General features: G+C 62.6%; 18 protein-coding genes. 9 read left to right on the top strand and 9 right to left on the bottom strand.

Annotated features, from left to right (window positions below; translation table 11 throughout):
- Entirely contained in the window at positions 1 to 1,044 is a 1,044-nt protein-coding gene (locus tag BJI47_RS09305; RefSeq protein ID WP_176224759.1) for a DUF6542 domain-containing protein, read from the bottom strand.
- Positions 1,045 to 1,064: 20 nt separating this feature from the next.
- Positions 1,065 to 2,231: a DNA recombination protein RmuC gene (locus tag BJI47_RS09300; RefSeq protein WP_088943437.1), complete on the bottom strand. Its 1,167-nt coding sequence runs from the start codon at positions 2,229 to 2,231 to the stop codon at positions 1,065 to 1,067.
- 135 nt (positions 2,232 to 2,366) lie between these two features.
- Here BJI47_RS09300 and BJI47_RS09295 point away from each other — a divergent pair, with 135 nt between their 5' ends.
- Positions 2,367 to 3,566 (top strand): exonuclease SbcCD subunit D, encoded by a 1,200-nt coding sequence (locus tag BJI47_RS09295; RefSeq protein WP_088943478.1) that lies wholly within the window; start codon positions 2,367 to 2,369, stop codon positions 3,564 to 3,566.
- A gap of 10 nt (positions 3,567 to 3,576) precedes the next feature.
- Positions 3,577 to 6,564 (top strand): AAA family ATPase, encoded by a 2,988-nt coding sequence (locus BJI47_RS09290; protein WP_088943436.1) that lies wholly within the window; start codon positions 3,577 to 3,579, stop codon positions 6,562 to 6,564.
- Here BJI47_RS09290 and BJI47_RS09285 read toward each other — a convergent pair.
- The 3 genes from BJI47_RS09285 to BJI47_RS09275 all read right to left on the bottom strand — a co-directional run bounded on the left by BJI47_RS09285 (position 6,543) and on the right by BJI47_RS09275 (position 9,796).
- Positions 6,543 to 7,739, bottom strand: a complete 1,197-nt coding sequence (locus BJI47_RS09285) for an AI-2E family transporter (protein ID WP_176224772.1) — start codon at positions 7,737 to 7,739, stop codon at positions 6,543 to 6,545. The genes BJI47_RS09290 and BJI47_RS09285 overlap by 22 nt on opposite strands.
- 111 nt (positions 7,740 to 7,850) lie before the next feature.
- Entirely contained in the window at positions 7,851 to 8,348 is a 498-nt protein-coding gene (locus BJI47_RS09280) for a methylated-DNA--[protein]-cysteine S-methyltransferase (protein ID WP_088943434.1), read from the bottom strand.
- On the bottom strand, positions 8,345 to 9,796 hold the full coding sequence (locus BJI47_RS09275; protein ID WP_088943477.1) for an AlkA N-terminal domain-containing protein: 1,452 nt from the start codon (positions 9,794 to 9,796) through the stop codon (positions 8,345 to 8,347). Before BJI47_RS09275 ends, BJI47_RS09280 begins: the two co-directional genes overlap by 4 nt.
- A gap of 162 nt (positions 9,797 to 9,958) precedes the next feature.
- On the opposite strand from BJI47_RS09275, the gene BJI47_RS09270 reads away from it, so the two are divergent.
- The 4 genes from BJI47_RS09270 to BJI47_RS09255 all read left to right on the top strand — a co-directional run bounded on the left by BJI47_RS09270 (position 9,959) and on the right by BJI47_RS09255 (position 13,409).
- A complete protein-coding gene (locus BJI47_RS09270; protein ID WP_088943433.1) occupies positions 9,959 to 10,285 on the top strand; it encodes a CD225/dispanin family protein in 327 nt (108 codons plus the stop codon).
- A gap of 93 nt (positions 10,286 to 10,378) precedes the next feature.
- Entirely contained in the window at positions 10,379 to 10,924 is a 546-nt protein-coding gene (locus BJI47_RS09265) for a pyridoxamine 5'-phosphate oxidase family protein (RefSeq protein ID WP_088943432.1), read from the top strand.
- 154 nt (positions 10,925 to 11,078) lie between these two features.
- Positions 11,079 to 12,158 (top strand): redox-regulated ATPase YchF, encoded by a 1,080-nt coding sequence (gene ychF, locus BJI47_RS09260; protein WP_088943431.1) that lies wholly within the window; start codon positions 11,079 to 11,081, stop codon positions 12,156 to 12,158.
- Between the two features lie 45 nt (positions 12,159 to 12,203).
- Complete coding sequence (locus tag BJI47_RS09255) at positions 12,204 to 13,409, top strand: hypothetical protein (RefSeq protein WP_088943430.1); 1,206 nt, start codon at positions 12,204 to 12,206, stop codon at positions 13,407 to 13,409.
- Between the two features lie 753 nt (positions 13,410 to 14,162).
- Here BJI47_RS09255 and BJI47_RS09245 read toward each other — a convergent pair.
- Both BJI47_RS09245 and BJI47_RS09240 read right to left on the bottom strand, forming a co-directional pair.
- Complete coding sequence (locus tag BJI47_RS09245) at positions 14,163 to 14,933, bottom strand: hypothetical protein (protein ID WP_088943428.1); 771 nt, start codon at positions 14,931 to 14,933, stop codon at positions 14,163 to 14,165.
- Positions 14,934 to 15,306: 373 nt separating this feature from the next.
- Positions 15,307 to 15,504 carry a hypothetical protein gene (locus tag BJI47_RS09240; RefSeq protein WP_125458681.1) on the bottom strand — a complete coding sequence of 66 codons (198 nt, stop codon included), beginning with the start codon at positions 15,502 to 15,504 and terminating at the stop codon, positions 15,307 to 15,309.
- A gap of 327 nt (positions 15,505 to 15,831) precedes the next feature.
- Between BJI47_RS09240 and BJI47_RS09230 the strand changes: the two genes are divergently transcribed.
- Positions 15,832 to 16,836 (top strand): NADP-dependent oxidoreductase, encoded by a 1,005-nt coding sequence (locus tag BJI47_RS09230; protein WP_088943425.1) that lies wholly within the window; start codon positions 15,832 to 15,834, stop codon positions 16,834 to 16,836.
- Between the two features lie 3 nt (positions 16,837 to 16,839).
- On the opposite strand, the gene BJI47_RS09225 is transcribed toward BJI47_RS09230, so the two are convergent.
- Positions 16,840 to 18,006 carry a winged helix DNA-binding domain-containing protein gene (locus BJI47_RS09225; protein ID WP_088943476.1) on the bottom strand — a complete coding sequence of 389 codons (1,167 nt, stop codon included), beginning with the start codon at positions 18,004 to 18,006 and terminating at the stop codon, positions 16,840 to 16,842.
- Between the two features lie 78 nt (positions 18,007 to 18,084).
- Between BJI47_RS09225 and BJI47_RS09220 the strand changes: the two genes are divergently transcribed.
- The gene (locus tag BJI47_RS09220) at positions 18,085 to 19,986 is read left to right on the top strand and encodes an alpha-amylase family protein (RefSeq protein ID WP_088943424.1); all 1,902 of its coding nucleotides are present in this window, start codon (positions 18,085 to 18,087) and stop codon (positions 19,984 to 19,986) included.
- 67 nt (positions 19,987 to 20,053) lie between these two features.
- Entirely contained in the window at positions 20,054 to 20,416 is a 363-nt protein-coding gene (locus tag BJI47_RS09215) for a VOC family protein (protein WP_088943423.1), read from the top strand.
- Between the two features lie 7 nt (positions 20,417 to 20,423).
- Here BJI47_RS09215 and BJI47_RS09210 read toward each other — a convergent pair whose 3' ends face one another.
- Positions 20,424 to 21,278 carry a PE-PPE domain-containing protein gene (locus BJI47_RS09210; protein WP_088943475.1) on the bottom strand — a complete coding sequence of 285 codons (855 nt, stop codon included), beginning with the start codon at positions 21,276 to 21,278 and terminating at the stop codon, positions 20,424 to 20,426.

Here is a 21,278-nt window from a genome sequence, read left to right as displayed (position 1 = left end):
TCAGGGTTCGGTGCGGTCCCGGTAGCGGACCTGCGGGACCGGATGAGGCGGGACATGCGCGCTTGCCGGTGCCGAACGCGGCGCTGAATACGGATCGACGTCAGTTTGGCGGGGTGCACGTGGCTGCTGCTGTCGGGGTGCTGCCCGCCTTACCGGGAGCGGCGCCCGTTCGACATCGACAGGTTCGGCGCGATAGGGGTCGGCGCCATACGAATCAGCGGCCGGGCGGTCGTAGGACGGCTCGACTCGTTCGCGCTCCGCTCGACGGCCCTCGGTGCTCTGACGGCTCTGGCGGTCTCCGGTGCTCGGACGGCCTTCAGGGCTCTGGCGGCCTCCGGTGCTCGGGCGGCCTTCAGGGCTCTGGCGGCCTTCGGTACTCGAACGGCTCCCGCGGCCCTCGGCGCGCTGCCGGCGCGCGTCGGTACTTCGTCGCCCACCGTCGGTCGAGTAGCCGTCGTATTCGGCTTCCCGACGAGAAACCCGATCCTCTGGGCTGCGCGCTGAGACCGGCGCGTCCTTCGTCTTCGCCCTGGACGCTCTCGCACGGTCACGTGTTTGCTTGGCCCTGTCACGAACCGAGCGAGTGGGGGCGTGGGCGTGGGTGTGGGTGGACTGCCGCTTGAGGAAGATGCGTGCACCGCCGATCCCGATCGCCAGAACAGTGCCCAGCAACATCAATGGAAACCGATTGACCAGGGGAATAGCGGCATTCAGCAGTATGTCCTTCACACCGGTTCCTGGATTCTCGGTGAAGTACTGATACGCCATGGGGACCGCGACGAACAGGATCAACGGAGCCTGGACCAGCGCCGTGAAGAGGCCGCGATATCGAACCAGGACAACTGCGGCAACTACACCGATAATGTAAAAACAGGCGAAGGCAGAGGTCAGCTCGGTTCCGCGGGCTGCGTCGATGACGAATCCGAGAAAACTGGCACCGCCGGCGATTGCCACCGCCCCCCACGCTGGAACGCCGGGAACTGATGCGAGGGCTGAACGTTGATCCAGCGGAACCCCAGAACGGGCTCGTTGGGATGTAGACACCCACCGAGATTAGCGGCTGATCACCCGACTGCGTCGCTGACGTGACCGAACTGGTGCAACGGATGCGACGAATCGGACACTTTCGGTCGGCTGTCGACCCGGCGCACCTCGACGACTTCGGTATCGAACAGCTCGAGCTCGGATAGTTTGCGTGCTGTCACCGTCACCCTGGAATCGACCGAAGACACGGTTGAATTGAACGAGTCGACTGCCTTGCCGAGGTGTCCGCCGAGCTTGTCCAGGTGGGCGGCAACGACGCCGAGTCTGGAATACAGCTCTCGTCCGAGCTTCTGAATTCGAGCAGCGTCCTCGGCGAGCGATTCTTGCTTCCACGTGTATGCAACCGTGCGCAGAAGAGCGACCAAAGTAGTGGGAGTGGCAAGTATCACATTTCTCGTGAACGCATACTCCAGCAGCGACGAATCGGACGTGAGCGCGGCGTCCAGAAACGGATCACCTGGAACGAAGAGGATCACGAACTCGGGCGTCGGTTCGAACGAGCGCCAATATTCTTTGGCCGACAATTGATCGACATGTGTTCGCAGGTGCCGAGCATGCCGAGTCAACTGCTTGCTCCGAGCATCGGCATCTTCTTCCTGCGCGGCGTCGAGATAGGCCGCGAACGGAACTTTGGCATCCACCACGATCTGCCGACCGCCTGCCAACCGGACGATCATGTCCGGGCGAACCCCGTCCCGGCTGACCTGGGTATCGAAATCGCAATGCTTGACCATACCGGCGAGCTCGACGACGCGCTCGAGTTGTATCTCACCCCAGCGTCCACGAATCTGCGGGGCGCGCAATGCGGTGACCAGTTGGGACGTCTGTGTGGACAGATGAACCGATGCGCGTTGCATCCCGGTTACCTGCTCGGTCAGACCGGCGTATGCGCGGATTCGACTGTGCTCTACCTGTCTTACCTGCTCGGTGAGCGCGTCCACGGCGTCGTGCAGCGGTTCCACCAGATGTGACACCTGCTGACCGATTGCTCCTGAATGTCTGCGCGCGGAGTCCTCGTTCACGGCGTCGAGAGATCGTCGCAGCAGCGCCTCGTTGTCTCGGAGTGCCGCCAACTGTGCCTCGGCGCGCACCGCGCGATCTCCGAACCTGCTCGAGTGCAACAACCATCCGATGGCTGCCCCGAGCGCGAAGGCGAATGCCATTCCGACAGCGGTAAGTGCGTTCATGACGCAGATGATGCACGACAGTACCGACAGACTTCTCGGATCAGTCCGAGTGCCTGTCGACCTTGCAGCGCGCAGGGGCCGACTGGCCGTAGCGGTTGAGCCAGTTTGTCGGTGGCCTCCGTTAGCGTCGTGTTCATGAAGATCCTGCACACCTCGGACTGGCACATCGGCCGCACGTTCCACGGCGTCGACCTGCTTGCCGACCAGGCTGCTGCGCTGGCGGCCATTGCGGATCTGGTTGCAGCACAAAGAATCGACGTGGTGGTCGTGCCGGGTGACATCTATGATCGCGCCGTGCCGAGCGCAGATGCGGTCCTCGTGTGCAACAGGGGACTGGAAGCCATCCGCGCGGCGGGGGCTGTCATCGTGGCAACGTCGGGCAATCATGATTCGCCGGCGCGGCTCGGTGCGGGAGCGGCATTCGCCTCGGCAGGCGGTTTGCATCTGATGACCCGTGTGGGCGGGGTAGGTACTCCGGTGGTGATCGACGACGAGTTCGGCCCGGTCGCCTTCTACGGAATTCCTTATCTGGAGCCGGAAACCACGCGGATCGAACTCGACGTTCCCGGTGCGCGGTCGCACGCGGATGTGTTGGACGCTGCGATGGAGCGCATCACCGCAGATCTCGACGGCCGACGGGACGGTGCGCATCATGTGCGATCGGTGGTGCTGGCGCATGCGTTCGTCGTCGGCGGTGAAGCGACGGGTTCCGAGCGTTCCATTTCGGTAGGTGGGGTCGAGACCGTTTCAGCATCTGCTTTCGACGGCGTCGATTATGTTGCGCTGGGCCACTTGCACTCTCCGCAGACGCTGACCGAGCGTATTCGCTATTCGGGCTCGCCGTTGCCGTACTCGTTCGGTGAGCGGTCCCACCGTAAAGCTGTGTGGATACTCCAGCTCGATGCGGACGGTCTGGGAACGGTCGAGCGCGTAGATCTGCCGGTTGTCCGAGGTTTGAGCCAGATCGAAGGTACCGTCGAAGAGCTGACCACTGCAAGCGAATTCGCTGCTGCCGAAGAGCACTACGTGTCGGCCGTCCTGACCGATCCGGTTCGTCCGGTCGATGCCATGCGTGCACTGCGTACCCGATTCCCGCACGCTGTTCACCTCGAATGGTCGCGTCCTGCAGGCACTTCCGAGCTGCGGTACCGCGATCGTGTGCGCGGTCGCACCGATATCGACATTGCCACCTCGTTCGTCACCGACATGCGAAGTACCCCCGAAGCGCGGGAGGTTTCGTTGCTCGAACGGGCGTTGGCTGCGGTGCAGCGCGAGGACGTTTCCCGTGATGACGAGCGTGTCGAGCAGTACGAGTTGTCGGGACGCAGCGCATGAGCCGACCGGCATGAGACTGCATCGACTCGAGATCACTGCATTCGGTCCCTTCGCTCGAACCGAATCCGTCGACTTCGACGCCCTCGGTGCAGACGGGCTGTTTCTGCTCCATGGTCAGACCGGTGCCGGCAAAACAACTGTTCTCGACGCCGTCGCCTTCGCCCTGTACGGAACGGTTCCGGGTGCGCGCAGGGAAGGCAAGCGTCTTCTGTCCGACCATGCTGCGCCCGGTGCGGTACCCAGAGTGCTGCTCGAGGCCACTCTCGGTGGCAGACGCGTCCGGATCGTTCGCTCTCCCGAGTACCTGCGACCCAAGAAGCGTGGAGTGGGTACCACCAAGGAAAATGCGAAGGCCAGCCTGACGTGGCTCGACGGCGATGGGCAGAATTTGACCCGTCTCGACGAGATCGGTGAGGCAGTGGGCGCCGCGCTCGGGATGAGTGCGGATCAGTTCTTTCAGGTCGTCCTCTTGCCTCAGGGTGAGTTCGCTAGGTTCCTGCGTGCGGACAGTGAAGAGCGCGGCAATCTACTCGAGAGGTTGTTCGACACGAGCAGGTTCGGCGACGTGGAACAGTGGTTTGCAAACGAAAGACGTTCCAGTGCTGCGTTGCTGGAGTCGTCACGCATTGCAATCGACAAATTGCTCGGTCGGATCGCCACGGCCTCGGGTGAGGAAGAAGAACTCGACCGTGAACCGATGGAGTGGGCCACCGATGTTCTGGGGCGTGCTCGTGGTGCGCACGCCGCCGCGTCGACAGCGCTTACAACTGCGCGCGGCAAGGCCGACGCTGCGGCCGCGGCACTCGATCGCCACAAAACTCTCCTCGTGTTGCGGCAACGCCGAGACCTTGCGCGCAAACAGTTGGCCGAGTTCCACCGGGCGGCCCCCGAACGTGACGCGATTCGTCGAGAAGTCGAACGGTCTGCTGCTGCCGGCCCTATCGCGACGCTCGCCGCCGAGTATGCGAAAACCGCACGGACCTACGACCTCGCTGCGAGTGACGCCGAGTCGGTGCGCGGCTCGCTGGCGATGGTCGATGGATCCGAGATGGTCCTTGCCGCGTCGTCCACGGAATCAGAAGGCGCCCGGACGGTCGTCGCCAACGCTGTACGCGAGTGGACGACGGCGGTGGTCGGCCTCCAGGAGATGCGGCAGTTAGCTCTTCGTGCCGATGCGGAGGAGGCCGTTGCTCGCGAGCTGACGTCCGAGTGCCGAGCCGTCGAGAAGGCTGTCGACGCTGCGCTGGTCCTCAGGGATCAGTTGCCGGCGGCGATCGCCGCAGCAGAACTCTCGGTGACCACCGCTGTGCACACTGCCGCGAATGTGCCTGCGCTCGAGTCCGAATCTGCCGCTGTCTCCGATGCAGTCAAGGCGGCAATCGAACTCACGAAGACACGAACCGCGCTCGCCTCTGCCGAGTCGGCTCGCGAAGCGGCACGCACGGCGCACAACGACGCTCGGGAACATCTACTCGATCTGCGAGAACGACGTCTCACCGGAATGGCCGCGGAGTTGGCAACCGAGCTTGTCGACGGCAGCCCGTGCGGCGTCTGCGGATCACGGTCCCACCCGGAGCCTGCGTCGGCCGCCGACTCGACGGTCACGAAGGCGGACGAAGCCGAGGCCAGCAGTGCCGAGCGTAGAGCAGCCGCTGCCGAGGATCTTCGGACTGCGGAAGCGGCCGATCTGGTCCGAGTGCTCGATGCACTCATTGCAAGATCAGGTGGCCGCGGTAGTGATGAACTGGTGGTGGCCCTCGACGAGGTGACTACTCGGTTGACGGCGGCAAGAACAGCGGCGGCGTCACTCGACGACCTTCGGGCCGAGTTGGCTCACCTCAGGTCGGAGGATCACCGGCTCGCCTCAGTCATTGCCGAGCATCGATCCACTGCAGCGGGTCTCGCAGCACGGGCGGCCCAGGTTCGCAGTTCCGTCGAGGGGATGCGCGCGCGTGTCACCGCCGCAGTCGACGGTGACGAGACGCTCGATCAGCGTGTGGCGCGCCTCGAGAAGCTGATCGCACTCTCCACCGATCTTCAACACAAGAGGGTCGCCGCTGCTCGCGCGGCCGACATCAGCGCGGCAATTGCCGAGCGACTGGCCGCGCAGGTGTCGGAATCCGGTTTCGAGTCCGCCGAGGATGCAGCGGCCGTGGTGATCCCCGCCGAGCGATTCCGGAGCATCGAGAAGCAACTCGCTGCAGCACAAGACATTCGCGCTCACGCCGAGCAGGTTCTCGCCGAACCGGCGATCGCAGCCATCGAAGACACCGAGACCGAACAGGTGGAGACTGCGCCCTGGCAGGAGGCCGCCGACGCTGCTGCCGTCGAACTAGATGGTGCCGTTGCACGCCAGGCCGAATGCAAGCGGCGGGTCGAGCAAGTAGAAGAACTGACTGCCCAGTTGTGGGCTGCAGTCGACCACGCGGCACCGATGCAGGCCAAACACGACCAGTTGGCTGCACTGACCGACGTCGTTGCAGGCCGGGGGCAGAATGCTCGAAAGATGTCACTCCGGTCGTACGTGTTGGCCTCTCGCCTCGAGGACGTCGCCGAGTCGGCGTCGGCGAGGCTCCAGCGTATGTCAGCGGGACGGTACGAGTTCGTTCATTCCGACGAGGCCGAATCTCGCGGCAGACGTGGCGGATTGGGCCTCGACATCCGCGACGACTACACCGGCGTCGTTCGGTCGGCGAAAACCCTGTCGGGAGGTGAGTCGTTCCTGGCGTCGTTGGCGCTTGCTCTCGGGTTGGCGGACGTCGTGGCCGCAGAATCCGGGGGAGTCGTCCTCGACACCATGTTCATAGACGAAGGCTTCGGCACGCTCGACGCCGACACTCTGGAATCGGTGATGGGCGTTCTCGACGAACTCAGGGCCGGCGGGCGAGTGGTGGGGATCGTCAGCCATGTCGACGAGATGCGTCAACGCATACCGAGCAGGCTCCACGTCATCCGTGAGCGGGACGGGTCGAGGCTTCAGCTCTTCTCGGCATCCTGATCGGACTTTCTCTTCTCGTCCGAGTCGTCCTCCTCGTCGGTCAGTAGTTCGTCCGGATCCGGCGCCAGCTCCTCTAGTTCTGCCTGGCTCGCCTCGTTGGAGTGTTCGTCGGCTTGTTCGGAGACGTAGCGAATCAGCACCGCGGCAACGGCAGCGGCAGGAACAGCGAGGAAGGCGCCGACGATGCCGAACACCGATCCACCCCCGGTGACGGCCAAGAGCACGATCGCGGGATGCAGATTCATACTGCGGCTCTGCAGAACCGGCTGCAGCACGTTCCCTTCGAGCTGTTGAACGGCGAGAATGATGATCAAAACGATCAGCGCGGTCGTCGGTCCGTTGGCGACAAGTGCAACCAAGACAGCCAAGGCGCCCGCAACGAATGCGCCGACGATGGGGATGAAGCCGCCGAGAAAGGTGATCGTGGCCAGCACGAGCGCCAGCGGCACATCGAGGATGATCAATCCGAGTCCGATGAAGAATGCATCGATGAAGCTCACGACGGCCTGGGTTCGGATGAACCCGCCGAGCGTCGCCCACATTCGAGCCAGGATTTCAGCGAGGTGCCGCCCGGCACGACCACCAGCGAAGCCGTGCAGCCACGGAGTGAACTTCGGGCCGTCCTTGACGAAGAAGAACGTCAGTACCAGGACAAGAGCCAGGGTGATGAGAATCGAACTCGCTGCTGAAACACCACTGAAAACTCCGGAGGCAATTGCGGTTCCGCTCTCCTGCAGGCGGGAGGTGATGGCCGAGACCGCATTGTCGATCTGCTCGTCCTGCAGATTGATCGGTGGGCCCTTGAGCCAGTTCTGAACCTGGGATACGCCCTGGGTCGCCTTGTCTACCAGCTCGGGCGCCGAGTCCACGACGGACGGGACGATCAACGTGATGATGCCACCGATGACGAGGAAGAAGACGATCAGCGACGTCGCGGCCGAGAGTGCGGGCGGTATGCCTACGCGCATGAGCCATTTGGTCGGTGGCCACAGGACGGTCGCCACGATGATCGCGAGCAGTGAAGGGAGGATGACTACCCACAGCGCCGAGATGATCCAGCCGAGTACCCAGGCGCCGGCCGCTACCGATACGAGGATCAGTGACCACTTTGCCAGCCACACTCCACCGACGCCGATGAGGTCGCCGCGATCGCGCCCAGGCTTACCGTTGGGCATTGTCTGTTCCGTCACGTCGGTTGTCCTTTTCGGGTGGCTTCGGACTCGGGTACCCGAGTGACTCTAACGTCTCGGTTGGCTGTACTACCCAACTGTCGGCGCGCTCAATCCTCAAGCCGCCTCGTGCGCCAGAAGCCAGGTCTTCGCAGGTAAACCCCATCTGAAACCGCCGAGTGCCCCACCGATGCGAAAGACGCGGTGACATGGAACGAACAGTGCCGCTGCGTTACGCGCGCAGGCCGATGCCGCGCCGCGAATGGCAGCCGGGCGGCCGGCCATATCCGCGAACTCCGAGTACGTCACCGGCGATCCGGCGGGAACGGTCCGAAGCACTTTCCACGCATACATCAGAAATTCTCCGGATTGTTGCGCGACGGGTATGTCGTCGATGACCGTGAGATCGCCGCGGTGGTAGTCCTCGATTGCCGCGGTGATACTGCCGAGGTTCGACACCATCCGGATATCGCTGGGCCGCAACGACTTATGAATCAGCGGTTGCAGGTCTTCGATGGTTGCCGTCCATCCGGACGCGAGCACGCAGCCGTCGGCGTCGACTATGGCGGTGAACGGTCCGATCGGGGTGTCGATGGTGGCTGCAGTTGCAGTCATAGTCCTAGTCCTCTTCTTTCGAGTGCGATATTCCACAGGTGCATCGAGACGTACGAACGCCACGGAGCCCATCGGCTCGTATCGGTGAGGGGGATCCCGAGAGCTTCGGCGCCCTGACGGACAACGAGGTCGGTGTCGAGCAGCACGTCCGGGTCGGCCAGCAAGCGCATCACCACGTATCGGGCGGTCCACGGGCCGATGCCTTTGAGTGCGAGAAGGTCTCGTTCGAGGTCTTCGGCCGATCGCGCGACGTGCAACTCGATCTTGCCCGACGCGATCGCGTCGGCCACCCCGATGATCGCGCCTACTCGTGCCTTGGGGCCGGTGAGTACTTCGTGTCCGTGTTCGGCGACGGCGGACGCGTCGGGGAACAGTCGGGTGATGGTGCCGCCGCCCGGGTCTTCGATCCGCTCGCCCAGTGCCTCGACCAGGCGCGCGGTATGCGTGGCAGCCGCACCCAGCGAGATCTGTTGGCCGATCATGGTCCGTAACAGCAACTCTGTGCCGTCGACATTTCCGACGACGCGTATGCCCGGGTGTGCCGCAACATTCGGTGCCAGAGCAGGATCCGCGGACAGGGCGGTATCCACGGCCTCCGGGTCCGCATCCAGATCGAGCAGGCGTCGGACCCGGGCTACGGCGGGGGCCAAGTCGCGCATATCGCGCAGGCTCAACGTCGTGTCGACGTAGCCGTCTTCGATCCGAAGTCCGACGATGCCATGTCCGTGTGGGAGTCGAAGGGATCGGCGGTAGGTTCGATCGTCGAAGGACTCGACGCCGGGCACAGCATGACCGCGTAGGAACCATTCGAGCCAGGTGCGGTCCAAAGGTTGGCGGTAGGGGAGTCGGAGCGTGACGGTCCCGTTGCTGGACAGGGTCTTCGTTCGGGTGGCTTCGATGCGCAGCGTGGTGGGGTTCACCGCGAATACTTCACGGACCGTGTCGTTGAACTGGCGAACGCTGGAGAACCCGGACGCGAAGGCGATGTCGGTCATCGTCATCGTCGTGGTCTGGATCAACGTTCGAGCCGTGTGCGCCCGATGCGCTCGTGCCAATGCCAATGGTCCGGCTCCGATCTCGGCGCTGAGGACCCGCGTCAGCTGACGGGTGGAGTACCCGAGTGAATCGGCCAGTGAGTCCACGCCGCCACGCTCTACCGCACCGTCGGAAATGAGTCGCATGGCTCGGGAGGTCAAGTCCGAGTTGATGTTCCACTGAGGTGAGCCGGGGGTCGCGTCGGGTTGGCAGCGTCGGCAGGCGCGAAAGCCGGCCTGCTGCGCTGCCGCGGCTGTCGCAACGAACTGCACGTTCTTCGCCTTGGGCGTGACTGCCGGACACGACGGGCGGCAGTAGATACTCGTCGTGCGGACGGCCGTGAAGAACTGCCCGTCGAAGCGGGTGTCACGTGCAGATACGGCCCGATAGCACCGCTCGAAGTCCAACTCCATGCGATCCACTGTGTCACCGGTGGATGCGCCGCGCTAGCGGAAATCGGCCATCGGTGTGCAGGTCCGATCGTGCCGAGTCTCCTTTCATCGGCAACCTGTGCTCCGCAGGCGTCGGTTCGGCGTCGTACTATTCGACTCTCATCGATCATCGGGGAATTGAAAATGTCGGGTCCGTTCGAGCAGCCGCAGTACCAACAGCAGCCTTATCCGTCCGCGCAGCCCTATGCACAGCCCTATGTGCAGACACCGTTGATGCCGCCGTCCAATGCCGGTTGGGCAGTGGTCGCTGTCATCTTCTTCTGGCCGCTGGCGATCTCGGCGTTCAACCACGCATTGAAAGTTCACCCACTGTGGTTGATCGGGGACATCCAGGGCGCGGAGTACTCCTCGAAGCGCGCCGGATTCTTCGGCAAATTGTCACTCGGGCTCTTTTTCGGATTCTTCCTGCTGTACATCCTGTTGATCGCGCTGATCGTCGCCAATAGCTAGCGGTCACACCCGGACTCGGCAGAGTCGGTTTCTCGTTGCGCAGCCACGAAACTATCGCTCGTGAAGTTCTCCCTCGTAGTTATGCTCTGCGCCATGGGGAAAATATTCGAGATCATCGACGACAATCTGAAGGCTTGGATCGATGCGCAACCGATGTGGTTTGTTGCAACTGCCCCGCTGGACGACGACGGACACGTCAATGTCTCACCCCGCGGCCATGATTCGTTCTCGGTGCTGAGCGATCACCGAGTCGCCTGGGTCGACTACACCGGAAGCGGAGTGGAAACCATTGCGCACATTCGAGAAAATGGTCGAGTGTGTGTCATGTTCGCCTCGTTCGACAGTCGTCCGCGAATAGTCCGTCTACACGGCAAAGGGTCGGTCTCGCTGCCGGGTGATGCAGCATTCGAGACAGTGGTGGCGCTCCATCCGACCAGTCCGAGTACACGAGCAGTGATCACGGTAGATGTGAGCAGAATCAGCGATTCTTGTGGCTGGGGCGTTCCCGTCATGGACAAGATCGGCGAACGCGAATTGATCCGTCTCCATGCAGAGAAGAAGGGCGAGCAGGGGATGGTCGAGTACCGCGCTCAGAAGAACATGACGAGTATCGACGGTCTCCCTGGGCTTCCGATGTAGACCGTTCCAACTGCAGGACGCGCGGCGTTGCCTGCGTAGTTTCCCGATATTCCGCCACGGGATGGCTTGTCTCAGAGACATCGCTTCGGCTCACCGACTGTCACTGCTGGCCGGGCACTGTCGGGACATTGGGCCAAAGTAGACTCCATAGACCGTGAGCCTCACCCTCGGAATCGTCGGACTGCCCAACGTCGGCAAGTCCACCCTGTTCAATGCGCTGACCAACAACGATGTGCTGGCCGCGAACTACCCGTTCGCGACCATCGAGCCCAATGTCGGCGTCGTTGCGCTGCCTGATCCGCGGCTGGGCAAGCTTGCCGAGGTCTTCGGTTCGGAGAAGCTGGTGCCCGCACTGGTGTCGTTCGTCGACATCGCAGGGATCGTCAAGGGCGCCTCCGAGGGCGCCGGGCTCGGCAACAAATTCCTCGCGAACATTCGCGAAGCCGACGCCATCTGCCAGGTCGTTCGCGTCTTCGCTGACGACGACGTGGTGCACGTCGACGGCCGTGTCGATCCGACCGCCGACATCGAGGTCATCGAAACCGAACTGGCCATCGCCGACCTGCAGACCTTGGAGAAGGCAATCCCGCGCGTGGAGAAGGAGGCGCGGATCAAGAAGGACCGCAAGCCTGCGCTCGACGCCGCCATTGCCGCCCAGGCAGTGCTCAACGAGGGCAAGACGCTGTTCTCGCAGAAGGACAAGCTGGACTTCGAGCTGCTCAAGGAATTCCAACTCCTCACCACCAAGCCGTTCCTCTACGTCTTCAACGCCGACGAGAGCGTGCTCACCGACGACGCAAAGGTCGGCGAACTCGCCCGCCTCGTCGCACCCGCAGACGCTGTGTTCCTCGACGCGAAGATCGAGTCCGAACTGCTCGAGCTCGACGCCGAATCTGCCGCCGAACTGCTCGAATCCGTCGGCCAGACAGAACCGGGTCTCGACGCCCTGGCTCGCGCAGGCTTCCACACCCTCGGGTTGCAGACCTACCTCACCGCAGGCCCGAAAGAGGCCCGCGCGTGGACGATCAACAAGGGTGCCACCGCGCCTCAGGCCGCCGGCGTCATTCACACCGACTTCGAGCGTGGATTCATCAAGGCAGAGGTCGTCAGCTTCGACGACCTCATCGAGGCCGGATCCATGGCCGCAGCCAAGGCAGCCGGCAAAGTCCGGATCGAAGGCAAGGAATACGTCATGGTCGACGGGGATGTCGTGGAGTTCCGCTTCAACGTTTAGAAACCTTTGCTAATGGTATGAAAGCCAAAGTAGAAAGAGCCAGGGTTGAGCGACAACGGCAGCGATCACGAGTTTCAGCCCCGTGGATTCTTCGAGACGACCCCCGACCTTGACGGAACCCGGTTCGGGAAGCATGACCTCGAAGGCGCTCGGGAAGTCTATCGAGACCTTTTCGCAAAGCTGGAAATCGAAAGCTGGCCGGACAATCCGATTGGACCACTGCGTGTCTGGTGGACTCAGGAAGGAACGCAAACTGCTTGCTACCTCATATACATAGCAAGTATTTTTCACAGACTCTGCAGAAACGTCACAAGCCGATCCGAGCCGATATTTTTTGAGAAATCCAAGCGGCTATTCAGCGAACTGAGCGACGCGGTATTTGCTGAGCAGTTAGCCGAGCTCGAAGTGGCCTTCATCCTGTCGCGTGCTATGAGTCCGATCTCGTTTGAGCCTATGGTTCCCGTCGAGAAAATTGGCTCGGCCGATCAGCCGAAGTCGCCGGATTTCGGCTTCCGCCTTCCAAGTGGCGACATCGCCATCGAGGTCACTGTGTGGCATTGGCAATCGTTGAGAGATTGGGATGCTGCTCAAGAGCAGATCTCGCTCAGGCTGAGAGCCCGCCTTGGGCGTGCGGGGTTGGCCCGCCAGGTCGAACTGGGTTTACCGCTCAAGGTGGGGGGCGCCGACATCGAGGCGATTGTGAACTCCGATGTAGTCGACACGATGAGGGCTACGGACGGGACCATTACGATCACACTCTCGGATGGCGAAGCAACTCTGCGGTGGGCCGAATTCCCTGTCTTCTCATCCTTCGACGAGATGACGGGCAGTCCGCAGGCAGCCGAGGGCTTTGGAATGGGTGCAGTCGGGAGCGTTGAGAAGCCGTTTGGATTTTCGGTGCGTCCGCAGTTCAGCGAGCGAGCGTTCGATGACGCCGCTACTTCCTTGAGAAAGGCACTGGACCGGAAGCGTCGGCAGACCGTTGACGGTCTACCGAATATCATTGTCCTAGGACTTGGGCACCATAGACTCGAATGGGCTTGGGTGTTGCCAATGTTTGCTGAACGGATCTGGCCGAATGCGAAGTATAAATGGATTACTGCGCTCGCCGCCTACACACCAGAGCGGGCATGGGATCAGCTGAATGGCACTGCCATGATTCTCTTTGATTGGAACCCGAATTCGGCTTTACCGGCCCCCCAGCCGCTCCGTGACGCTGTCGACGGACGAGCCACATTTCACCTTCCGTGAACCGCGCATTATGCAGTCCAGGCTCCGAGCAACTGAGCTGGGAATTCGCCACTTCGTGAGCACTTAACCCGCGAATGAAGAACCTTCATCATGGCCAATCTCCAGGACCGAACCAACTGCTGTCGATCCAAGTTCTCCCGTGCATGTCGCTCAGCGGTACTTGGCCAGCGCCTATGATTCGATGGCGATCTAGTCGAAGAGACATAACCTGCACTGAGGGCCAAGCGCGATGCGGGACGCGGTCGCCACACACATGCCGAGCACGACCTGTTTCGGGCAGCAGTGGTTTTTGCGGGGGCCGGGGTTGACTCGGTACTCAAGCGTGCACTCCGCTCTTGCATACCGATTCAGGTCGAGCGTTCCGTGCCTGCGCGTGGCAAAAAACTGATGAAGTTAATGGTGGCGGGTAGTCCCGAGCAGGTCCTGCGTGACGCCTGTATCGAGAGTCTTACAGGTTCCAGTCTCCAGTCTCAGACGCAAGTCATCGCTACACTCGCGGCCTTAGGGTTACAAGATCAACGTCAGTTGTTTATCGACTCGCGCAATCCTAATCCATTGTTCAAAGCGCGGAACGAGATTGCGCACGACATGGACATGACCCAGCTGGCGCCGCGGGCCGCGGAAGACGCACCCGTCACGAACGCACGGTGGCCGCGTACGTGAGCATGTGCCACACGGGTGTGAACTATTGCCAGCGAGTTCTAAATTGCTTGGAAGTCGAACTCGCTGCCAAGTCTTGACCCGTCGCCCGCGTCAGAACTCGGGTCTCATGTCGGGCGGGAGTGACGCGTCGAAGTCAGCTTTCGGGTGAATGCGCATCTGCCGCATAGTAGGTGCTGTCCATCCCTCGTCGCCCGGCTGCGGACCCCACGTATCGACCCACCACGGCAAGATGCTGAGGACGTCTTCGATCGACCGGTCGTCGGGCCACGTGGCGAACTCCATACCGAACTTCCTCAGCCCGAAAATGCTCTCTTTGACCCACGCGAGACCGGCCAATACTTTCCGTGTGTCCTGTTCCGTGATTGTCACCGTTCGTCGGTTGTGTCGCGCCCACCCGGAGGGCCCATCGGTCGACATCTCGTCAGCCTCGCGGTACGGCACTCGGACGAAGGTCACGGTCTGTTCGGGGGTCGTGCCGTCGACTGACCGGAAGTGAAGCATGTGTCCGAGGTCGTCGCGCATGGTTTTTGCTCGCTTGCACTCCGCAGTCCACATCGCGTCGTTCGGTAGCACCAGGTTGATCTTTCGTGCGATTCTGCGCATATCGCGGGCGACGTTCTCACCGTCCGGCCGAGGAAACGGCGGCTCGTTCGGTGGGTCTTCGTCGAGGACGTAGTGAAAGAATCGCACCTCCTCGATCACGGTTTCCCATGCCCCGCAGACCTGCCACAGAAGACGCTCGATCAATGGAGATGGCACGAAGAGACGGTCGGCTGCCGCGTTGTTCGCGTCGATCGTCTTCTTGATCTCGTCGAAATCGACTGGCGATGCAAGGTCGTTAGTTTGCGCGTCGTCGTTCATGGCGCGAGTCAACCACGCCGATCGCTCAGCAGATCGATTCGACGTCCCACGAGAGAGAGCCTGGAGACGGCCACGTGGCGTCGGGTGACCAGTCGCCGCATCGGATGGACGCACGCGCCGCGTTGTCGTGCTGGCGGTCGCCGCTCGTATTGAGTGCGGCGAGCACGGCGTTATGCCCCGCACGGCCGTCGAGGAACAACTGCTTGGCGAGCGTCGTGATCGCGGGCTAGATACCTTCGAGGGTGTTCTCGATTTCGCGCGGCGGACCTTGATCGCTCCGCGCCACGTCGTACTAATGGTGGGAATTCTGCCGCAAGCCATCGAGGAAGTTCGAGAGCACGAGTCGTGATCCGTGCTGCCAGCGGGTCGCGACCTATAGTCCGCTGTACGCGACCTCACGCTGTCGCTCGTCAGGAACAGCGACGTGCATGCAGTGACCCGGTGTTTCGAGGTCGTCATCGTTTATCCGCACCTCGATGATCCGGCCACCGGCCATCACACAATGACCGGCTTCATGCAGGGAGGTGTCGAGTCGGTCGAGTTTGGCGGGCGATAGGTCTTCGAACTTCATTTTGTGCCGTCCTTCCATTGGGTTGGTAAGGAGCGAAGACGTCGGGACCGGTGCGGCCCGCAGCCAGGCCACCGGTCCCGACGTGCCCAATGCATTCGAGTTCTCAGCTCACGGTCGCAGCCGCGACTTCATATCCGACGACGATGGATCGCTCGGTCACGGCGCGATGACGTTCTGGTGCGGGTCGAGCGTCGAGCGGGTGGTCACACCGTCCCGCCAGACCGTCACAGGTCCAGTCGCGACGAGCGCGTTCCCGAGAGCTGACCCGTACCCACCGCCGAACGCCCATGTGTGTGCGGATTCAGACCGACTCCGTACAGTCGAAATATGCTCGGTCGAGAAGTGCAGTTGACGGCGCTGCCGGACGGATGTGTCCGCGCGGACAACTTCGGCATGTTCGACACAGAAGTCCCTTCACCGACAAAGACGCAGGTTCTTGTAGGTGTCAGGCGACTCGGTCTCAACGCGGGGCTTGCTCACCGCCTCGGCGGTGAAGGTACGGCATACGGGCCGGGGATCGGCGTCGGTGATGTCCCGTCCAGTGACGCGGTAGTCGAAGTGCTCGAGTCGGGCGTCGAGGGTTTTCAGCCCGGGGACCTCGCCGTCGGCAAGGTCCCTTGGTGCACGACCACTGTCGTGGAAGCCGATGAGCTGCGCAAGATTACCGACACGGAGCCGAATGGGGGCCTCGACGCTCATCTCACGGTGCTCGGGCACGTCGGTTTCACCGCATACACCGGGTTGATTCACGTCGGTGATGTGCAGCCCGAGGACGTCGTCTACGTCTCCGGCGCGGCAGGCGGAGTGGGCAGCTGCGTCGTACAGTTCGCCAAGGCGCGTGGAGCAACCGTCATTGGTGTCGCCGGCTCCAACGACAAGGTCGTGCTCCTCACAGACACACTCGGTGCGGACAAAGCCATCAATCGACATGACGGCCCTGCGGTCGATCTGTTGCGCGATGCTGCGCCCGACGGCATCGACCTCTACTACGACAACGTCGGCGGCGAGCAACTCGAGGCCGCGCTCGAGGTACTGAACTTCGGTGGTCGAGCGGTGATTTGCGGTGCGGTGGGGGACGGCGGCGGTCCGGCAAACTATCGCAGGCTCATCTACCAGGAACTCACCATGAAGGGCTTCGCTGTCACGTCACACGAGGATCTTCGCGACCAGTTCGAAACCGAGGTCGATGGTTGGTTGCGCGAGGGCAAAGTCCGCAGCCTGCACACGGTATTCGATGGGATCGATCGCATTCCCGAGGCGTTCGTGTCACTTCTGACCGGTGGCAGCTCGGGCCGGGTGATCGTGTCGGTCCCGTCGCAGCTTCAGAGCTAGCTGCTACTTCTTACCCCGAAGCCGCTTTTCCAGCGGTGTCGGGAAGCTCGGGATGACCGCGCTCCCGTCGAGCAGATCGGTTCTCCTTCCAGCCTCGGCGGCTATTGTCTTGACTCCCGAACCGACCTCCTCGAAAAGTTCGGTCACCACCTCACCGGCGGGGGTGACGGCCCAGCCGCCGACGATGCGGCCATCGGACCAGATCGTCGGGCCGATGTTGCCGTACGTGTCGAACAGTGGAGCTTTGTGTTCGCCGAGGTACCAGTTGCGGTGCTTCCACCCCATCGGTGTCGGATCGAGCGCGGGCAGCAGCATCACCCCGGTCCCGCCCTTCTGAATGACCGTGTCGGCCAGCATGATCCCGTCGCCGGCGTCGAGTTCCACTTCGACGGTGTCGAGGCCTGCAATCGCGGCTCGTGTCTGAGTTTTGTTCCACCCGGTCCACCACTGAACATCGTCGAGCATTGCGGGCCCGAACACGTCGAGCCAGCGTCTTGCCAGCTCGCGGCGGCTCTCGGCCTCGTCGAGAGGCGGAATGCCGCCTGGCCACCACTGATCGATCGGTGCCCATGCGTGTCTACGGGATGTCCACGAACCGCGAGGTTCGACACGCACCATGCGTCCTTCGGCGGCCATCATCGACAACACCTGCGAAGTCACATAACGCTTGACGTCGTACGCCTTGTCGGTCGTGGGAAGTAGCGCGGTCCTCAGCAGCGGCGCCGCAGCCGACAACTCCGCACCCGTTGCCGACCCGGCGGCCCTCAACGCGTCTTCTGCCTGCTTCTCTACGGCATCGAGCCAACCCTGCACATCCTCGATGACGGGGTCGGTCGGAAGCGTCGACACCTCTTTGATCAGTCTCGCGCGCATCGTTCGGGCCACTCCGAGGCTTGCTGCCGCATGGATGATCGGGACGTCGTCGTGCGCGACGACGAACAGGGTGCGGCGCATCGCCATGAGCCGCACCAGATTCCGCCGGTCGTACATGGCGGTGCGGACATCTTCGATGGACAGCGACCGGGTGCGGGCGAGCACGGACAAGTAGACCGTCGCAGGGTCGGTAGCGTGCAAGGCCAGCAGCGAAGAGGCGACGTCCTCGGCGGTGGGGGAGTCCGCGAAGTGACGGGTAGCCAGATGGGCTCGGCGCTGTGCGTCGGTGATCTTCACTCCGACAGTGTGCCTCTCCGATCTCGAGGGCATCGGATCTCGAGCGCATCGACAGTGCCGTCGTGCCATGATGCAGGCATGGTTGTCCCGCCGGCCCACTCCGCAGCTACGCTCCAGATCCTGGAGGGTCTCCCGGCCCATCGACGAGAAACTTTTCAGCTCAGGTACGAACTGTGGTGGCCCGATCTGCACGACGCCGTCACAGCGATCTATCCGGACCCCGACGCCGTAGTGTCACGCCTGGTGGAAGCTGCTGCTACCGGCTTTGCGCAACGCCCGCCGGAGTTGCACCGGTTGGACGAACGCCGGCTTCTTCGGCCCGACTGGTTCCAGCGGCCGGACATGTTCGGCTACGCCTGTTATGTCGAGCGGTACGGAGAGACGTTGGCGGGTCTCGGACAGCGACTCGATCATCTCACCGAACTGGGCGTGACGTATCTGCACCTGATGCCGCTACTGGCGACGCGACCAGGGGACAACGACGGCGGTTATGCGGTCATGGATTACCGATCGGTCCGCCCCGACCTGGGAACCAATGAGGACCTGAGCGCACTGGCGAGAACGCTACGCGAGAGTGGAATCAGCCTCGTCGTCGATCTTGTCGTCAATCATGTTGCGCGCGAGCATGAGTGGGCAGAAAAAGCACGTTCCGGTGATCAGAAGTTCAGGGACTACTTCTTGATCTACCCCGATCGGAGTACACCGGATTCGTTCGAACGCACATTGCCCGAGGTGTTTCCCGACTTCGCGCCGGGCAGCTTCACCTTCGACGACCGCATGGGGGAGTGGGTGTGGACCACCTTCAACGAGTGGCAATGGGACCTGAACTGGGCCAATCCGAATGTGCTGCTCGAGTTCGCCGACATCGTCATGCACCTTGCGAACCTCGGCGTGGAAGTTCTTCGGCTGGACGCGATCGCGTTCCTGTGGAAGCGGCTCGGAACCAATTGTCAGAATCAGCCCGAGGTCCACGCCATCACCCAGGCCCTGCGGGCAACCGCACGGCTCGCTGCGCCGGCGGTGCTGTTCAAGGCAGAAGCGATCGTCGGACCTCGAGATCTGATGCCCTACCTGGGGCTGGGTCCACACACCGGTCGGGTCTCCGACATCGCCTATCACAACAGTCTGATGGTGCAGGTGTGGTCGATGCTGGCAACCGGCAGTACCGCGCTCGCTCGGCACGCCCTCGCCACACTGCCCCCGACACCGTCGAGCGGCACCTGGGTGACGTACGTCCGATCCCACGACGACATCGGTTGGGCGATCGACGACGGCGACGCCACCGCACTGGGGTTGACGGGCGCAGGGCACCGTCACTTTCTCGCCGAGTGGTACAGCGGTGAGTTCGATGGTTCCTGGGCCGAAGGGCTCGTATTTCAACACAACGAAAAGACCGACGACCGCCGAATCAGCGGCACCTCAGCAGCATTGAGCGGACTCGGCCCGTCGAGGCTGGACCCGGACGGAGCGTTCGCCCGTATATTTCTCACGCACGCCGTCATCTCGGTGTGGGGTGGCATCCCCGTCGTGTGGAGCGGCGACGAGCTGGGATCCCCCGGTGACGCGGAGTGGGCTGCCGAACCCGGGCACGGGGACGACAATCGCTGGGTCCACCGTCCCCGCGTCACCGACGAAGACCGCGCGCGACGTCTGATCGCCGGCACCGACGAGCAGCGGGTGTTCGACGGGATCGCCCGCATCGCCAAAGTCCGCGCGGGTCTGCCGATGTTGCACGCCGAGGCACCGGTGGATCTGCCGACCGACTTCGACGACGGCCTCTTGGTGGTCCGCCGACGCCACCCCAGTGGCACCTTCCTCGCACTCTTCAACATGACCGCCGAGCATCGGCCGTTTCCGTACTCGCATGTTCTCGATCTCGGCGTCGAACACCCTCGGGAAGTTCTCGCACAACACGATTTGGTGGCCGACGAGTTCGGTTCGGTATGGATGCCGCCCTACGCCGCCTGGTGGATCATCTGACTGCGCGTATCACCGGAATCGCGGCCCTTCGGCCACTGAAGACATTCTTCTCATTACGCTGTCACCCATGACACGACCTGCGATCGACATGGACTACGTAGTCCTCGACTGCCCCGACACCGCAGCACTGGCCGGGTTCTACGGCGAGATGCTCGGGTGGAACATCGTCCGATCCGAGAAGGATTGGACGATCCTTCAAGGTCCGGGCAATCTCAAGTTGGCATTCCAACTGGCCGAGGACTTCGTTCCGCTGGAATGGCCGTCGGAGGGGATCAAGATTCATTTGGATCTGGTCGTCGACGACATGGCCGCCTCGGAGGAATTCGTCGTCGGACTCGGTGCCACGAAAGTGACCGGGCCACTCGATCAGCCGAGTTTCACCGTCTTCCGCGATCCCGTCGGTCATCTCTTCTGTCTGTGCCTGCGCTGACCTAGACTCACGCTGCGTATGACACCGGGGCCATCGTTGCCTGTACCTGCAGCCACTGCGCCAGGATTTGGCAACCGGTCAGACCGCTCGCATCGAGAGGCTCACTCGCATAGGCGATGTGGCGATCTCCGGACGGGTTGGATATTCGCCACCTCCGCCATACCAGTGTCCGGGGCAGATATCCGCTGAGCTCGGTGGCGGCGACGCGCAGGCGTCGTATGTCTGTCCGCCACTGCTTCGGCGACAGGTGTGTCTTGGCGGCATTTTGAAAACCATTGCTACGCAACAGTATCCACAGCTGCTGTAGCCACACTTTTGGAGTGCGAAAAGACATCCACCGGGTCAGGTCGGCGATGTCGCGAATGTAGCTGTCTTCGCTTGCATTGCAGATCATGTCCGCGGGTTGCCCGATCCAGATCACCGCCACCGAGTCCGGAAGCGTCGGTCCGTCCCCGGCAACCCCACGTCCCGAGCATTCGGGCACGGCGCCCGCAGGTTGTTGTGGATCGGAGATCAACCCGGCGGCGGCGACGGCAGGAAGGTGCACCTCGCCCCGTGCGAGAAGACCCAATACTTCGCGAATAACCGAACAGCCCTGGGAATAGCCGATGAGCGCGATCGGTCCCGTGGTTACCTGGATCGCCGAGATCAGACGTCGGACACCGAGCTCGGTGCTGTGCGAGAAGCTGAGGCCACCGACTGCCACCGGGCCATACGACGCGGGGTAACCGACCCACCTTCCGTCGAATCTTTCGTCCAATTCGCCGGTGACGCTGCTCAGCAGCCCGGTGACCTCGGTGCGGTCGTCGTCCGGGTGAGATTCCCCGGTGCCACCGATCGCGAGAACCGTCATCTGAGTCAT

The organism is Rhodococcus sp. 1168, from assembly GCF_002091955.1.
GTDB lineage: Bacteria > Actinomycetota > Actinomycetes > Mycobacteriales > Mycobacteriaceae > Rhodococcoides.
Note: the sequence above shows the minus strand (reverse complement) of the source record. Positions and strands in the feature narration are given on the sequence as shown.

Excerpts from the sequence above, each read along its gene's own strand:
- BJI47_RS09230 (WP_088943425.1), top strand. The coding sequence starts at position 15,832 with ATGCTCGGTCGAGAAGTGCAGTTGACGGCGCTGCCGGACGGATGTGTC.
- BJI47_RS09220 (WP_088943424.1), top strand. The coding sequence starts at position 18,085 with ATGGTTGTCCCGCCGGCCCACTCCGCAGCTACGCTCCAGATCCTGGAG.
- BJI47_RS09290 (WP_088943436.1), top strand. The coding sequence starts at position 3,577 with ATGAGACTGCATCGACTCGAGATCACTGCATTCGGTCCCTTCGCTCGA.
- BJI47_RS09300 (WP_088943437.1), bottom strand. The coding sequence starts at position 2,231 with ATGAACGCACTTACCGCTGTCGGAATGGCATTCGCCTTCGCGCTCGGG.
- BJI47_RS09270 (WP_088943433.1), top strand. The coding sequence starts at position 9,959 with ATGTCGGGTCCGTTCGAGCAGCCGCAGTACCAACAGCAGCCTTATCCG.
- BJI47_RS09275 (WP_088943477.1), bottom strand. The coding sequence starts at position 9,796 with ATGGAGTTGGACTTCGAGCGGTGCTATCGGGCCGTATCTGCACGTGAC.
- BJI47_RS09280 (WP_088943434.1), bottom strand. The coding sequence starts at position 8,348 with ATGACTGCAACTGCAGCCACCATCGACACCCCGATCGGACCGTTCACC.
- BJI47_RS09210 (WP_088943475.1), bottom strand. The coding sequence starts at position 21,278 with ATGACTCAGATGACGGTTCTCGCGATCGGTGGCACCGGGGAATCTCAC.
- BJI47_RS09285 (WP_176224772.1), bottom strand. The coding sequence starts at position 7,739 with ATGCCCAACGGTAAGCCTGGGCGCGATCGCGGCGACCTCATCGGCGTC.
- BJI47_RS09265 (WP_088943432.1), top strand. The coding sequence starts at position 10,379 with ATGGGGAAAATATTCGAGATCATCGACGACAATCTGAAGGCTTGGATC.
- BJI47_RS09295 (WP_088943478.1), top strand. The coding sequence starts at position 2,367 with ATGAAGATCCTGCACACCTCGGACTGGCACATCGGCCGCACGTTCCAC.
- BJI47_RS09245 (WP_088943428.1), bottom strand. The coding sequence starts at position 14,933 with ATGAACGACGACGCGCAAACTAACGACCTTGCATCGCCAGTCGATTTC.
- BJI47_RS09240 (WP_125458681.1), bottom strand. The coding sequence starts at position 15,504 with ATGAAGTTCGAAGACCTATCGCCCGCCAAACTCGACCGACTCGACACC.
- BJI47_RS09215 (WP_088943423.1), top strand. The coding sequence starts at position 20,054 with ATGACACGACCTGCGATCGACATGGACTACGTAGTCCTCGACTGCCCC.